This is a genomic window from Pseudomonas sp. RW10S2 (assembly GCF_014268985.1).
GTDB classification, from domain to species: domain Bacteria; phylum Pseudomonadota; class Gammaproteobacteria; order Pseudomonadales; family Pseudomonadaceae; genus Aquipseudomonas; species Aquipseudomonas wayambapalatensis.
In genome coordinates, this window is the sequence record NZ_JABWRO010000054.1 from 19,481 (window position 1) to 34,104 (window position 14,624).

Genomic DNA, 14,624 nt, shown 5'->3' on the forward strand with positions numbered 1-14,624 from the left:
CTCAAAGGCATCGAGAAGGGGCAGAGAGCCGCTCTGGTGGGCGCCAATGTTTACGCTCTGCCACGCGACATTGGGGAGCGACAAGCGGGGATACCGGTCCCCCCTTTCCCCAATGGGATCGGTATGGTGCTGCTCATCGTCTTTACCGCACCCAGAGGCTTCAATGACACTCGAGCACCTGTTCCGCCCCGTTCATGTCGGCGCCCTTACCCTGCCAAACCGCGTCTTCATGGCGCCCCTGACACGCCTGCGCAGCCTGGAGCCGGGCGATGTGCCCACGCCGCTGATGGCCGAGTATTACAGCCAGCGTGCCAGTGCCGGGCTGATCATCAGCGAAGCGACGCAGATTTCCTTCCAGGCCAAAGGCTATTCGGGATCGCCAGGTATCCACACCGACGCGCAGATCGCCGGATGGCGCCTGGTCAACGAAGGCATCCACGCAGCAGGTGGCCACAGCGCGGTGCAGGTCTGGCACACCGGACGCATTTCCCACACCTCGCTACAGCCCGGCCAGGCCGCGCCAGTCGCGCCCTCGGCATTGCCTGCCGATGCTCGCACCTCGCTGCGCGACGCACAGGGCAATGTGATTCGCGTCGAGACCTCTGCACCACGGGCCTTGAGCGAAGCCGAAATCGCCGACATCGTCGCTGACTTCGGCCAGGCCGCGCGCAATGCGCAGCACGCAGGCTTCGACCTGATCGAACTGCACGCCGCCCACGGTTACCTGCTGCACCAGTTCCTCTCGCCCAGCGCTAACGTACGTGAGGACCGCTATGGCGGCAGCGTCGAGAATCGCGCGCGGATCGTGCTGGAAGCGGTAGACGCCGCCATCGCCGCCTGGAGCGCCGATCGCGTGGCGATCCGCATCTTCCCGCTGGGGCCGTTCAATGGGGTCGACAACGGTGAAGACCAGGAAGCCGCGGCGTTGTACCTGATCGGCGAACTGGCCAAGCGCAACCTGGCTTATCTGCACCTGTCAGAGCCGGATTGGGCAGGCGGCAAACCGCTGCGTGACGAATTCCGCGAAGCCATCCGTGCGGTGTATCCAGGGGTGATCGTCGCGGCTGGCGGCTACACCCCGGAAAAAGCCGAGGCGCTGATTGCACGGGGGCTGATCGATGCCGTCGCGTTCGGGCGTAGCTATATCGCCAACCCGGATCTTGTGGAGCGCCTGCAGCAACAAGCGCCTTTGAACGAGCACCGCGCGCAGTTCGATTACGCCAACGGTGCCGAAGGCTATACGGACTACCCTGCGCTACGCCGGGCGTAACATCAGAGCCTCTGCAGGCGCGGGCATGCCCGCGTCTGCAGGTGGGGGCTTTTTCGCAGCGGGTTCAACCAGTCACCACGGTGCCTGGCGCGCCTTGAGGAAGTGGAGCCTTGCCACCGGACAAGCGCCAACTCACCCCGGTAACGCCATAACGCTCGGCCATCGGGCGGCTTACCTTTCTGATCTTCTCCCGTCCGAACTTCGGAATGATCCCGACCCCTGCATCACAACTGGCCCAATGCCATGCCTCGGCATTGTCCATTCGCTCCGATCGAATGATGAAACTGCGCGCCTCGGCGTGCAGCGTGTATTCGATGATGTACAACTGTGGAGCTGGCATCACGGGCCTCCTCTTCTCCATGGATGACTTTTGATTGATCAGAGTTTTCCGTGAAGATTCAAAAGATTGTCGAGCTCACTCGAAAACAGCGCCAAGGCTGCTTCGTCAGCGGCTGAGTAGCAGCGCAATCATGGGTTGCGGCCACTGCCGTGGCTGTTCTGGCCACCCCGGCGCCCGGCTTCGGAAGCCCGTGCTCGATCATTGGCGAAGTTGCCCCCGGAATTCTGGCCACCCTTCTGGCCAGCGCGGGAGGCCCGCTCGCGGTCGTTGGCGAAATTGCCAGGATTGGTTTCCTTGGTGCCACCGCGCTGGCTTGGGCGGTCCTGATCGTGTGCCATGTCGTTTCTCCTTTGGCGATCTGTGGCGCAAGGCGCGAATGCGCGCCTTACAAGAGTTCCGAACGGGCGTGTGACGATCTGCTCCATCGCGTTGCAGGGGAACTGACCGGCGGCGCTAAAAGGCAGGGCCATCGAACGCTTGTGCGCGAACCTGTGGGCCGCCGTACAACACGGGGCTTCAGGCGTGCACACTCCACTGCACCATATCCGCAGCGAGCGGCAGGTCATCGATGGCATGGATCATTCCGCTGGCCAGGGCCTCCCGTGGCCCTAGGATGCGTGGATAAGCCATCAGGTAACGCATCACATCCAGGTCCTCGGCCGAGCCTTGCGTACGTTCGGCGACGATCTCGGCATACAGGCGCAAGTCGTAGTCCAGGCTCATGGCGTACTCGGCCATGCGCGAGTGGTCCACCGAGCCGTGCAAAGTCCAGTGGAACGGGTGGAAGAGGAACTTGCTGTACTGGCAAGCCGTACGATGGCTGCCGGCAAGGAACAGGATATTGCCCATCGACTCGACCGTGCCGAGGTTATGGGTATGCACGGGCACCGGCTGTCCAAGCAGGAAGTTGTACAGCGTAAAGCCATAGCTGCATTCGCCGCCCATGGTGGCGATGTTGATCTGCAACACCTCGGCGCCCTGCTGCACGGCACGTGAACAGGTGTTGATCAGGTTGCCACAGGTCGAGGAATTGATCGGGCCAGTGAAATGAATGATGTGTCGGGCCATGCGTACCTCCAGGGGTCGTCCATCCAGGACGATGGTTCAGTCGGGCGGCCGCTGCAGTGGGCCCGGCATTCGGTGGAATCGTCCGGCCAGGCAAAGTTCCCCTGAAACACCCCGGCCGGCAGAAACCGTCAGCGTTGCGCCCCTGCGCAAGGCTGACGGGGTCGCGCCGTGCTGTGGCATTATCGACACTCCGACCGCCCGCGAGCGCCTGCGCATGCTGATCGACGAAGAACTGACCTTGAAGAAGCTCGAGACCTTTCTCGCCTTCATGCGCAGTGGCAACCTGGGCCGCGCCGCCAGCGAGCTGTCGACCAGCGCGGTCAGCGTGCACCGGGCGATCCACTCGCTGGAAAACGCCCTGCGCTGCCCGCTGTTCAAGCACGAAGGCCGCCAGCTGATCCCGCTGGAAAGCGCCTATGTGCTGGAGAAAAAGGCCCGGCAACTGCTGCAGGACGCCGAGCAGATGGTGCGCCAGACCCGCGAGGCCGCAGGTTTCTATGCCGAACGCTTTCGCCTGGGGGCGCTGTACTCGCTCACGGTCAAGACCGTGCCCAAGCTGGTCATGGGCCTGAAGCTGCGCCGCAGCGAGCTGAACATCGACCTCACCCTTGGCTCGAACGTCGACTTGCTGCACCGTCTCAAGAACCATGAACTGGACGCCATCCTGGTCTCGCTCGACGACAGCATCAACGATCCGGCCTGTGAACACCTGGCGCTGTTTTCCGACGATATCTTCCTGGCCGTGCCGACCGACTCGCCGTTCGCCGTGCAGGCCGAAGTCGACTTGGCGGACCTAGCCGACTCCACCTTCATCACCCTTACACAGGGTTTCGCCACCCACCGCGATGGCGCACGAGTCTTCGAACAGGCCGGCTTCGAACCGAAGGTGGCGATGCAAGTGAACGATATCTTCACCCTGCTGAGCATGGTCAGCTCGGGGGTCGGTTATGCCCTGCTGCCGGGCCGTATCGCCGCGGTGTACGAGAACCGCGTGCGCTTGATCGCGCTGCAACCGCGCTACCGGTTGCAGCAGCATATCGGTGCAGTGTTTCTCAAGGCGCGCGAGCGCGAGCCGAACCTGCTGGCGCTATTGGCCGAGTGCCGGATGTACAGCCGCGAAGGTTGAGAGCCCAGGCCGACTGTACTCCTTATCCCACCAGGCCGCGTACACAGAAGTACAGGATCGACGGCCCCATCAGGCACCCCAGCCCGGTATGGAAAGTGGCGGTCAGCGCACCGTAGGGCACCAATCGCCGGTCCGTTGCCGCCAATCCGGCCGTCACCCCGGAAACGGTCCCGGCCAGGCCGCCGAACACCATCGCCGAGCGCGGGTTGTCCAAGGCCAGCAGGCGTGCCGACACCGGCGTGAACACCATCACCAGGATCGCCTTGATCAGGCCGGTCGCAATCGACAAGGCCATCACGTCGGAGCTTGCCCCCAGCGCCGCCCCGGTCACCGGCCCGACGATGTAGGTCACCGCGCCCGCGCCAATGGTGGTGATGCTGACCGCATCGCGATACCCAAACGCCCAGGCCACCGCCGCACCGACGATGAAGGGCAGCACAGTGCCCAGCAACAGTGCCACCGCACCAATCATCCCGGCCTTGCGCGCTTCGGTGGCCTGCACTTCGAAGGCGGTGGCGACAATGGCGAAATCGCGCAGCATCGCCCCGCCCATCAACCCGATCCCGGAAAACAGCGTGACGTCCGCCAGGCCTTTCTGCCCGCCGGTCAGGTTGCCGCCGATCCAGGCCAGCACCAAGCCAATGACGATGGCGATGGCAGAGCCGTGCACGCGGCCGAAGGTCAGGTATTTGGAGAGCATCACCGATACCCACATCACCGCGCCGACGACGGCGAACGCGGTGATCAGGTCGTTGTGTTCCAGGGCTTTCTCAATGAGCGGCCACATATCAGCGACCTCCCGCAGGTGCAGGCTGCACCGAGGCTGGCGGCGCCGCGTCGAGCGCCGGCAACGGCTCGCCGCGATGGCTGCGACTGATCAAGGCAATGGTCGCGCCGCACACCAGCACCGCGCCGACAGCGGCCACCACGGCCACGGGCCCGCCATGCAGAGCAGTGACCACATTCTGCTGGGCCGCCATGGCCACCACCACCGGGATGTACATCGCGCCCCAGAAACCGACCCCGAACTCGCATTCCTTGCTCATGCCACCCTTGCGGTGCATGTACAGCCGCGCACAGATCAGCAGGATCATGGCGATGCCAACCCCGCCCACATTGGATTTGACGCCCAACAGCACGCCCAGGAAGTCGCCGACGATGACGCCGGCCAGCGTGCACACCGCCAGCAGAGCCACACCATAGATGATCATTGTTGTTTTCCTCAGGTTGTATCGAAGTTGTTTGTTGTTGTCCTTCGAGCTACAGCGCGGTCATCGGTTGTCGGCCACCTCCTGACGCAACAGTGCATCGATGCTGTCCGCACGCGTGGATTCCACGCTCAGCACTTTTCCAGGTTCAAAGACTCGCCTCGCCAGGCCAGTGAGTACACTGCCCGGCGGCAGCTCAAGGTGCAGGCGCACACCGCGCTCCCAGGCGCTGCGCAGGGTCGCGCGCCAGTCGACGATCCGGGCCATGTTGCCGGCAAGGTCGTCGCGCAGGCGTGCCGGATCGAAAATCGGTCGTGCCGTGCTGGCGCTGAGGTAGGCGATGCGTGGGCGGCGCAACTCGACCTCGGCGAACGCTGCGGCCAGGGTGGCCGCCGGGGCCGCCAGCAAAGGGCAATGGGACGGCACGCTGACCGCCAGGCGCCGAGCCACGCCCTGCCCCAGGCTGCGCGCACGCGTGGCGACTGCCGCCATCGCGGCGTCGCTGCCGGCGATGACGATCTGGTTGTCGCTGTTGAGGTTGGCGAGGTAGACCTCACCTCCAACCGCATCCAGCAAACCCTCGACACTGGGCAGGTCGAGGCCGCTCAAGGCGGTCATGCCATAGCCTGTCGGATAGGCCTCCTGCATCAGCTCGCCACGCAGCGATACCAGGCGCACGGCGTCCTCCAACGCCAACGCCTCGGCGCTGACTGCCGCGGCGTAGGCACCGATCGACAGCCCGGCCACATACCCCGGCGCCGGGCTGCGTTGCATCAGCCAGCGCGCCCAGGCCACGCCGGTCAACAGCAGGCACAACTGCACGGCACGGGTATGGCGCAAGGCCTCGGCGCTGTCGAGCATCAGCACCTGCTCGCCCAGTGCCTCGCTGGCCGCTTCGAGCAGGCCCGAACTACCCTCTGGCAGGCGATGAAGCATCCCCACCTGCTGGGCGCCCTGCCCCGGGAACGCGAACAGGCTGCTCATGCCGCATCCTCCTGCAGTTGCCACGGATCACTCACCAGACGCACGCCAGCCGCCGACTTGAGCAGCACCCGACGCGCCCCGCTGGCCCATTCACGCAAGGCAACCGCGCCCTGGGGCGTTTCCAGTTGCGCATCGACGCGACAGGCCGCGCCTTCCAACTGTTTCAGCAGTCGAGCGGCCTGCTCACGAGGTATCGACACAGGGGCACGCAGCAGCAGATCAAGATCGCTGCCAGCGTGCAGCACCTCGATCCCCGTCGCGAGCTGGAAACCCGTGCTGCCGGTAGGTCCCCACAGCCACTCGCGATCGTTCAACCAAGCGCTGACCTGCGATAGCGCACGCAAGGCTGGCGACGACAACTCGCCCTCCCCGCGCAGTGCTTCGGGGCTGACCCGGTGCTCGATGTCCGCCACGCGCATCTGCCAGGCAAAACGCTGCTCGCGCCCTCGCCCGCGCAGCCCGACCGCCACCCCGCCCGGCGCCAAGAGGGCCCGGCGCACAACCACCGGCTCGCCGGCCGCCAATACCGAACGCGCCCAGGCAGGCGCATCGGCAGGCAGCATGGCCGGGGTCATGCCCCAGAGCAGGTCGTGTGGGCGCGGGGCGTACATCTCAGGCCTCCTGCCATTGGCTGCGCAGGCGCTGACGCACCTCGCGCGAGGCGCTGCGATGCTCGCCGTCCAGGCGGCTGCGCAGGTCGGTGGCGTCGCCGATATCGCGTACGGCATCGATCAGGCTGGCACGGACCCGTGCCAGATCCTGGGCGGTCGGCGCCTGCGCGTTATCCACGGCAAGACGCGTGTGCAGCAACCCCAATGAGGCGTAGCTTTTCAGGTCGTAGGCCATCGGCGGCACTTCGGCGGCCAAGGCTTCCAGGTCCTCGACGCTGCGCAGGGTGATGCGCGCCGCCGCCGCCTTGCCCATGGCATGCACCATGACGCCACTGTCATCCAGCGCGATCAGGCGTTGCGCCTGGTAGCCGTGGGCAAGAAACGCCCCGGACATCGCCTTGCCCACCAGCAGCCCGATCACCGGATGCCCGGCCAGACGCGCCTGGGCGTAGGCCTCCACCGCACCGGCCAGGGCCTGGTGAATGCCCAGCGCTTCCTCACGCCGCCCGTAGGCCTGGCTGGGCACATCGATCAGCGCAACCAGCACGCGTTTCTCACCGTCGCGGTCGGCGTCCACCGCCTCGGCGACCGCCTTGGCAAGGCCCCAGCCTTCCAGCAGGCCGACTTCGCCGGTACGGGCCCGGGCAAAGGGATTGTGCACATCGGGCACCACGGCGATAAAGCGCGCCAGGCGATTGTCCAGTTCGCCATCGACCACCTGCACCGAGGCGGGAAAACCTGGCAGCGGCTCGCCGCTGGCAAGGCCCTGCAACCAGTTCTGGGCACGGTTCATCAGGCATCTCCTTGATACAGGGCACGCACGGCGGCGGCATCGAGTTGCGGGCAGTCGTCGCCCAGTTGCGCCAGGCGCTCGAGAAACCATTGATGGCGGCTGGCACGCTGCGCAGAGGGTGCGGCCAGCAACGCCAGCAACTGGCTGCGGATCGCCTCGACGTCATCGGCGACGTAGGCGTCCACCAAGCCGCTGGCGTGACGCTGCTCGCCACCGGTGAGGCTCCAGATGAAAGGCCGGTCACGCGAATCGTATTCACCAATCCCCGCTTCCTGCTCGATCACCTGTGGGCCATTGAGGCCCAGACGTGCTTCGCGGGTTACCAGCAGGTGACTGCACAGCCCGGCAGCAATGGACATGCCGCCGAAGCAGCCGACTGAACCCGCGATCACGCCAACGACCGGTTGGTGGGCGCGCAGTTCGACGATCGCGGCCTGGATCTCGGCAATCGCCGCCAGGCCCAGGTTGGCCTCCTGCAGACGCACGCCACCGGTCTCGAGCAGCAGCACGGCGCAGGTGGGGATGCCGTTACGGTTGTCTTCGGCGGCCAGTTCCAAGGCGCCGGCGATCTTCGCGCCCCCCACCTCGCCCATGCTGCCGCCCTGGAACCCGCCTTCGATGGCCGCCACCACGGCGGGACGCCCGGCGAGCTTCCCCTTGGCGATGACCACGCCGTCATCGGCCTGCGGCACAATGCCCTGGCGTGGCAGCCAGGGCGACATCAGGCGATCGAAGGGGCCGAGCAGCTCGCGGAAACTGCCCGTGTCGAGCAGGGCCCGGGCACGCTGTCGAGCGCCCAGCTCGACGAAACTGCGGCTGTGCAGCAGGCGTTCGCTATCAGTCATGGCCGATCTCCTCGAAGCCTTGTTCCAGGCGCAGGCGCACCACGCCGGGGGTGGCACCGAAATCATGGATGTCGATCTTCAGCGCAGGCAAACTGCGGCCGTCGAACAGGCGCTGGAACAACTGGCTCCAGCGGGCCTGGCTGCCGTTGACCGAGGTCACCACCTGGATGTCGAGGCTGCCGGCCTGGCCGGGCTCGATCAGCACCTCCAGGTCGCCGGAGCTGACGCAGCCGACCAGGGCGCGGCCACGGCCCGGTTGTGCGGCGGGGAATTGAAAGTTCAGGGTTTCCATGTCACAGGCTCCCGGCTTTGTCGAGGAACAGGCAGGCGGCCAGCAGATCAGCGGCACCGCCTGGAGAGGCATTGAGTTGCAGCAGGCGAGCCTCCAGGGCGCGCAGTTGACGGCGACCCGCCAAGCTGGCGCTGCCGCCTGCGTCGAGCACCGCGCGGGCTCCTTGCTGCAGGGCATCCAGACCTTGCTCGCCGGCGCGCCAGAGCACGCAGGTGTCGCTCAGCGAAGCCATGATCGCCAGCAGTGCATCCAGGCGCGCATGGGTCTCGCTGGCGCCCGCGGCGCGGCTACGCCGAAGTTGCGGCAGGCCGTGACCGGTGATCGCCGGAAAGCCTTGCTGGGCCTGCTCGCGGGCGCCACCCGCACCATAGCGGCGGCGCACCTGAATGCCGTGGCTGTCCTGTACAGGAGCGGCCGGATCGGCGATCAGCGCAAGGCGCCCGGCACGTGCGGCAAGGGTATGTGGATCGCTGCTCACCGGGCTCAGCGCCCGCGCCGCAACCAGCAGCCCCAGCGCCCAGATCGCACCCCGGTGGGTATTGACCCCGGCCGTGGTGGCAAGCATCGCTGCCTCGCCTTCACGCCCAAGGCGTCCAAGCTCTGCGCGCAGCGGCGCCGCGATCTCGCCATGGCGTTGCGCGGCCTCGGCCATCTGTCGCAAGCACGGCCACAGCGACAGCGCCGAGGCGTGCATCAAGGCCAGGTTCATGTCGCCATGGGCGCCACTGCCACGGCGGTCCACCAGCCCAGGCTTGGGCGAGAGGTCGGCCTCGTCGATCAAGGCTTCGACGGCCAGGTCGGCCAACTGATCCGGCAAGGCCAGGGGCTGTATGCAAAGTGCTTTCATCACCAGCTCCTGAAACGTGCGGGCGGGTTGTACAGCCCACCGGACCACTCCACGAGGTCGGCGATGCTGCGTGCGGCGAGCAACTCACGGCTGGCGTCGGTGCGGCGGATGCCCAGGTCTTCGGGCAAGGCCACCAAGCCTTCGCGGCGCAGGCGCTCGGTATCCTTGGGGTCATGGCGCAGGCCAATGGCGGTAACCCCGGCCACCGCCGCGATCATCTGCTGGCGCTCCTGCAGACTGCGCGCCTTGTACAGGTAGGCAATGCCCTCTTCGGTGAGCAGGTGGGTCACGTCATCGCCATAGATCATCACCGGCGCCAACGGCATGCCGGCCTTCTTCGCCACCTCGACCGCATCCAGGGTTTCGACGAAGGTGGGTTTGCCGCCCTCCTGGTAGGTCTCGACCATCTGCACCACCAGCTTGCGCCCACGTTCGAGCAGGGTTTCGGGCACGGTCATGTCCAGCCAGGCCGGGGTCGCGTGGCGCCGCCCGCGTGGGTCGTGGCCCATGTTGGGTGCGCCGCCGAAGCCGGCCAGGCGGCCACGGGTGACCGTCGAGGAATGGCCGTCGCCATCGACCTGCAAGGTGGCGCCGATGAACAGGTCCACCGCGTACTGCCCCGCCAGCTGGCACATCAGCCGGTTGGAGCGCATCGAACCGTCGCGCCCGGTGAAGAACACATCCGGACGCTGGGCGATGTAGTCTTCCATGCCCAGCTCAGTGCCGAAGCAGTGCACGCTCTGGACCCAGCCGGTCTCGATGGCCGGGATCAGCGTTGGATGAGGGTTGAGGGTCCAGTTGCGGCAGATCTTGCCCTTCAGCCCCAGCGACTCGCCGTAGGTCGGCAGGATCAGCTCGATGGCGGCGGTATTGAAGCCGATGCCGTGGTTGAGCGACTGCACCTGGTGTTTTTCATAGATGCCGCGGATCGCCATCATCGCCATGAGCACATGCACCGGCTTGATATGACGCGGGTCGCGGGTGAACAGCGGCTCGATGTAGAACGGCTGGTCGGCGACCACCACGAAGTCGATCCAAGAGGCTGGGATGTCCACCCTGGGCAGGTCGTCGACATGCTCCACCAACTGGTTGACCTGGGCGATGACGATGCCGTCGCTGAACGCCGTGGGCTCGACCAGCGCCGGGGTGTCCTCGGTGCTGGGGCCGGTGTAGAGGTTGCCATCGAGGTCGGCAGTGAAGCCTGCGACCAGCGTGACATTGGGGATCAGGTCCACCAGCAGGCGCGAATAGAGTTCGATGTAGGTGTGGATGGCACCGACTTCGAGCAGACCGTCTTCGAGCAACTGGCCGATGCGCTGGCTCTGGGGGCCGGCGAAGGAGAAATCGAGCTTGCGGGCGATGCCGCGTTCGAACAGGTCCAAGTGCTCGGCGCGGCTGACGCTGGGCATGATCAGGTGCAGGTCGTGGAGGCGGCCAGGGTCGGCCTTGGCCAGCGAGCGCGAAAGAAAGTCCGCCTGCTTCTGGTTGTTGCCTTCGAGCACCACTCGATCACCCGGGGCGATCAGCAGTTCGAGGGCCTCGACGATCCGCTCGGTGGGCAGCACCACGCCATCGGCGAGGTGACGCACCCGCTCGAGACGGCGCTGCTTTTCGGCGCGCCTTCTCGACCATTGCGGCGGTGGATTCTTCGTTGTGGTCATTGGTGACTCCACGGGTTCGCTGTCGTGGGGTGACCTTAGGCCTGCGGGGTGGGGGGCATCAATCAAGCACGGTGGTTATTCGTTACGCTGAGCGTAAAGGTTTGGCCACGAGGTGCCATCACTGCAGCCCGCGCCCACGTCAAACCCGCCTAACATTCAGATCGTGTGGCGCCAGCTTTTTTGAACTCTCCCCTCACCCGCTCCCTCAATCATTCTGAGACCCGGGAATCTCGCCGAAACCCGCCATGACCAAGCCGCCGCAGAATACCCGCGCCTGGATTGGTTTGAGTCGACTGACAGCAGGAGCTTGGCAACGATGAACGAGCGCATGATCCAGGCTGACGCGGGAACCCCTTGGAGCGAATGGCAGAAATCCGCGCATCTGGCCCGGGCCGCCTGGATTACCCCCGAACAACTGTGCCCGCCGGGCCGGCGCCTGGTGTTGGTAGCGCCGCATCCGGATGACGAGGTGCTCATGGCGGGCGGATTATTGAGTTACTTCCATGGCCGCGAGCAGGACCTCGTGCTCATCTCTGCCACCGACGGCGAAGGCAGCCACCCAGGCTCGGCTAAATGGAGCGAACGACGCCTGCGTCACCAGCGCCCGCTGGAAAGCCGCCATGCCTTGCAGCAGCTCGATCTGCGGGTCGCGGATCTGGATTGGCGACGGCTGAACCTCAAGGACGGTGCCCTGCCTCGCGATGAGGCCTTCCTGGTCAATCACTTGAGCCAGTTGCTGCAACCCGGCGACCTGCTGATGTGCCCCTGGCGCCACGACGGTCATTGCGACCATGACGCGGTGGGCCGTGCCTGCGCACAGGCCGCCCAGGCGCGTGGTGCAACGCTGGCCGAAGCGCCGATATGGGCGTGGCGCTGGTCGACGCCGGACGATCCTCGGCTACCTTGGCAACGCGCGCGTCGTATCCAGCTCGACGAAGCCAGCCTCGCGCGCAAGCGCCAGGCCATTGCTGCCCATGTCAGTCAGATGGAGGCGGATGCGGACACGCCGCCCGTGGTGCCGCAACAGCTGCTGGAATGCCTGCTGCAGCCTTTTGAGCTGGTCTTTATCTGACAGCCAACTTCTCGCAGATGCCCCTTCAGCGCCCGCGCTTGAGCGTCTCGCTCGGCAACTCGCGGAACAACTGGCGATAGCTCTCGGAAAACCGCCCCAGGTGCCAGAATGACCAACGCATCGCCACTTCCGCTACCGTCACGTCGCTGGCGCCGCGCAGCAGGTCGCGGCGCGCACCGTTGAGTCGGCGCAGACGCAGCCAATGCGCCGGGGGCATGCCGGTAAAGGCCTTGAAGGCCTCCTGCAATTGACGCAACGACACCCCGGCCACCTGCGCCAGCTCCATGAGATTGAGCGTCTCTTCCGGGCAGTCCGCCGCCCACTCGCTGACCCGCTGCATGATCGCCCGCTCTTCACCGCGCTTGCCCAATGCCTGGCCCTGCAGGCGCTGGCAAGCGTTGTCGAGGATGAACAGGCAGTCATCGAGCAGTTGCTCGGCCAAGGCCTGCCCTTCGAGTGGGCAGTCAGCCTGCGCCAGGCGTGTCAGGGTCGCGCTCAGCCAACTGCCGAACAGGGCATTCTGGCCGCTGCCCAGCGGAACCATGAACAGCCCCTGCAGACGCTCCAGATCCAGGCCGTGGCGCTGCAGGAACGGTTGGTCGAACACCACCGCCACTTCCTGGTAGTTCTCCGGGGTGATCCAGATGTTGCGGCTTTGCTCGTTGAGCAGGTACAGGCTGTTCTCGACCTGGTCGAAACAGAAGGTCAACGAACCGCTCGGCGCGCGGAAGAACTGTTCGACGCGAGTGTTCAGGCGCTCTTCGTACACCTCGACGCCATCGAGCCCCAGGCAGCGCAACTGACCGCTGAAATGCCCGGGCGACATCTGCCGGTATTGCTGCTGCCAACCGGGCGTGGCGCGAACCTGCTCGGTGACATCGGTGGTGTTGAAGGCCTGGACCTGCAAGGCGTTTTGCGTATTCACGCGGCGTCCTATATGCACTCTTTTGGTGCATTGATTGACGGAGAAAACGGATAGATAGCCCCGGGGGGCTGCGCCCAAGATAGTCCTCAGCGTGACCTGTGGGAAGTGGCTTCGTGCAACGGCGTGCAATACCAGCACACGGCGCACGGCCTGCGTACCCACCACCAAAACCCAACCAAGAGGTCTGTATGAACGCCCCCTTCGATCAGCTGTCCGCCTGGCTGAAAGAACACCGGATCACCGAAGTCGAATGCGTGGTCAGTGACCTGACCGGCATTGCCCGCGGCAAGATCGCCCCGACCAACAAGTTCCTCAACGAGCGTGGCATGCGCCTGCCCGAGAGTGTGCTGCTGCAGACCGTCACCGGCGACTTCGTCGATGACGACATCTACTACGGCCTGCTCGATCCGGCCGACATCGACATGATCTGCCGCCCCGATCCTGCGGCGGTGTACCAGATCCCTTGGGCGATCGAACCGACCGCCATCGTCATCCACGACACCTTCGACAAGCACGGCAACCCCATCGAACTGTCGCCACGCAACGTCCTGAAGAAAGTCCTCAAACTCTACGCCGACAAGGGCTGGCAGCCGATCGTTGCGCCCGAGATGGAGTTCTACCTCACCCAGCGCTGCGAAGACCCGGACCTGCCACTGCAGGCGCCACTGGGCCGTTCGGGCCGCGCCGAAAGTGGCCGACAGTCGTTCTCCATCGATGCTGCGAACGAATTCGACCCGCTGTTCGAGGACGTCTACGACTGGTGCGAAATCCAGTGCCTGGACCTGGACACGCTGATCCACGAAGACGGCCCGGCACAGATGGAGATCAACTTCCGTCACGGCGATGCCCTGGACCTGGCCGACCAGATCACCGTGTTCAAGCGCACCATGCGCGAGGCGGCGCTCAAACACAATGTCACCGCCACCTTCATGGCCAAGCCGATCACCGACGAGCCGGGCAGTGCCATGCACCTGCACCAGAGCGTGGTCGACATCGCCACCGGCAAGCCGGTGTTCGCCAATGAAGACGGCAGCATGAGCGAGCTGTTCCTGCACCACATCGGCGGCCTGCAGAAGTACATCCCCAAGGTGCTGCCGATGTTCGCGCCGAACGTCAACTCGTTCCGCCGCTTCCTGCCAGACACCTCGGCACCGGTGAACGTGGAATGGGGCGAGGAAAACCGCACCGCCGGCCTGCGCGTCCCGACCTCCAGCCCCGAGGCGATGCGGGTCGAGAACCGCCTGCCGGGCGCCGATGCCAACCCTTACCTGGCGATCGCCGCGAGCCTGCTGTGCGGCTACCTGGGCATGGTCGAGAAGATCGAGCCGAGTGCGCCGGTGCAGGGCCGCGCCTACGAGCGCCGCAACCTGCGTCTGCCGATCACCATCGAGGATGCGCTGCAGCACATGGAAGACTGCAAGGTCCTGGAAGACTACCTGGGGCGCCAGTTCGTCCAGGGCTACGTTGCGGTCAAGCGCGCCGAGCATGAGAACTTCAAGCGGGTGATCAGCTCCTGGGAGCGCGAGTTCCTGCTGCTGAGCGTCTGACCCCACGGAGGGTGCCTGCGGGAGCGGCTGGTCCC

At 65.5% G+C, this 14,624-nt stretch carries 17 protein-coding genes; 4 read left to right on the forward strand and 13 right to left on the reverse strand.

Going from position 1 to position 14,624, the window contains the following annotated elements:
- Positions 1-163: 163 nt before the first annotated feature.
- On the forward strand, positions 164-1,270 hold the full coding sequence (locus HU729_RS13585) for an alkene reductase (protein WP_186710500.1): 1,107 nt from the start codon (positions 164-166) through the stop codon (positions 1,268-1,270).
- 64 nt (positions 1,271-1,334) lie between these two features.
- Here the strand turns inward: HU729_RS13585 and HU729_RS13590 are convergent, their stop codons facing one another.
- The 3 genes from HU729_RS13590 to HU729_RS13600 form a co-directional block, all read right to left on the reverse strand.
- Positions 1,335-1,610 (reverse strand): DUF6555 family protein, encoded by a 276-nt coding sequence (locus HU729_RS13590; protein WP_186664519.1) that lies wholly within the window; start codon positions 1,608-1,610, stop codon positions 1,335-1,337.
- Between the two features lie 128 nt (positions 1,611-1,738).
- A complete protein-coding gene (locus HU729_RS13595) occupies positions 1,739-1,948 on the reverse strand; it encodes a general stress protein (RefSeq protein WP_186664517.1) in 210 nt (69 codons plus the stop codon).
- A gap of 178 nt (positions 1,949-2,126) precedes the next feature.
- Positions 2,127-2,678 (reverse strand): ATP-dependent Clp protease proteolytic subunit, encoded by a 552-nt coding sequence (locus tag HU729_RS13600; RefSeq protein ID WP_186710502.1) that lies wholly within the window; start codon positions 2,676-2,678, stop codon positions 2,127-2,129.
- A 214-nt stretch (positions 2,679-2,892) separates the two neighbouring features.
- Between HU729_RS13600 and HU729_RS13605 the strand changes: the two genes are divergently transcribed.
- Complete coding sequence (locus HU729_RS13605) at positions 2,893-3,804, forward strand: LysR substrate-binding domain-containing protein (RefSeq protein ID WP_186664513.1); 912 nt, start codon at positions 2,893-2,895, stop codon at positions 3,802-3,804.
- 22 nt (positions 3,805-3,826) lie between these two features.
- Here HU729_RS13605 and madM read toward each other — a convergent pair whose 3' ends face one another.
- The 9 genes from madM to mdcA are packed head-to-tail and all read right to left on the reverse strand — an operon-like array spanning position 3,827 to position 11,045.
- Entirely contained in the window at positions 3,827-4,591 is a 765-nt protein-coding gene (gene madM, locus HU729_RS13610) for a malonate transporter subunit MadM (RefSeq protein ID WP_186710510.1), read from the reverse strand.
- Between the two features lies 1 nt (position 4,592).
- Entirely contained in the window at positions 4,593-5,015 is a 423-nt protein-coding gene (madL, locus tag HU729_RS13615) for a malonate transporter subunit MadL (protein WP_186664509.1), read from the reverse strand.
- 60 nt (positions 5,016-5,075) lie between these two features.
- Complete coding sequence (gene mdcH, locus HU729_RS13620) at positions 5,076-5,996, reverse strand: malonate decarboxylase subunit epsilon (RefSeq protein ID WP_186710512.1); 921 nt, start codon at positions 5,994-5,996, stop codon at positions 5,076-5,078.
- Positions 5,993-6,607: a malonate decarboxylase holo-ACP synthase gene (locus HU729_RS13625; protein WP_186664505.1), complete on the reverse strand. Its 615-nt coding sequence runs from the start codon at positions 6,605-6,607 to the stop codon at positions 5,993-5,995. Before HU729_RS13625 ends, mdcH begins: the two co-directional genes overlap by 4 nt.
- 1 nt (position 6,608) lies before the next feature.
- Positions 6,609-7,400 (reverse strand): biotin-independent malonate decarboxylase subunit gamma, encoded by a 792-nt coding sequence (mdcE, locus tag HU729_RS13630; RefSeq protein ID WP_186710514.1) that lies wholly within the window; start codon positions 7,398-7,400, stop codon positions 6,609-6,611.
- The gene (locus HU729_RS13635; RefSeq protein ID WP_186710516.1) at positions 7,400-8,245 is read right to left on the reverse strand and encodes a biotin-independent malonate decarboxylase subunit beta; all 846 of its coding nucleotides are present in this window, start codon (positions 8,243-8,245) and stop codon (positions 7,400-7,402) included. Before HU729_RS13635 ends, mdcE begins: the two co-directional genes overlap by 1 nt.
- Positions 8,238-8,537, reverse strand: a complete 300-nt coding sequence (locus HU729_RS13640) for a malonate decarboxylase subunit delta (RefSeq protein ID WP_054891317.1) — start codon at positions 8,535-8,537, stop codon at positions 8,238-8,240. The genes HU729_RS13635 and HU729_RS13640 overlap by 8 nt, the downstream gene beginning before the upstream one ends.
- A gap of 1 nt (position 8,538) precedes the next feature.
- Positions 8,539-9,384 (reverse strand): triphosphoribosyl-dephospho-CoA synthase, encoded by an 846-nt coding sequence (locus tag HU729_RS13645; protein WP_186710518.1) that lies wholly within the window; start codon positions 9,382-9,384, stop codon positions 8,539-8,541.
- Complete coding sequence (gene mdcA, locus HU729_RS13650; protein ID WP_186710520.1) at positions 9,384-11,045, reverse strand: malonate decarboxylase subunit alpha; 1,662 nt, start codon at positions 11,043-11,045, stop codon at positions 9,384-9,386. The genes HU729_RS13645 and mdcA overlap by 1 nt, the downstream gene beginning before the upstream one ends.
- A 316-nt stretch (positions 11,046-11,361) precedes the next feature.
- On the opposite strand from mdcA, the gene HU729_RS13655 reads away from it, so the two are divergent.
- Entirely contained in the window at positions 11,362-12,117 is a 756-nt protein-coding gene (locus HU729_RS13655; protein WP_186710522.1) for a PIG-L family deacetylase, read from the forward strand.
- A gap of 25 nt (positions 12,118-12,142) precedes the next feature.
- Here the strand turns inward: HU729_RS13655 and HU729_RS13660 are convergent, their stop codons facing one another.
- Positions 12,143-13,042 carry a helix-turn-helix domain-containing protein gene (locus tag HU729_RS13660; RefSeq protein WP_186664492.1) on the reverse strand — a complete coding sequence of 300 codons (900 nt, stop codon included), beginning with the start codon at positions 13,040-13,042 and terminating at the stop codon, positions 12,143-12,145.
- A 188-nt stretch (positions 13,043-13,230) separates the two neighbouring features.
- Between HU729_RS13660 and HU729_RS13665 the strand changes: the two genes are divergently transcribed.
- Positions 13,231-14,589 (forward strand): glutamine synthetase family protein, encoded by a 1,359-nt coding sequence (locus HU729_RS13665; RefSeq protein WP_186710524.1) that lies wholly within the window; start codon positions 13,231-13,233, stop codon positions 14,587-14,589.
- Positions 14,590-14,624: the final 35 nt, after the last annotated feature.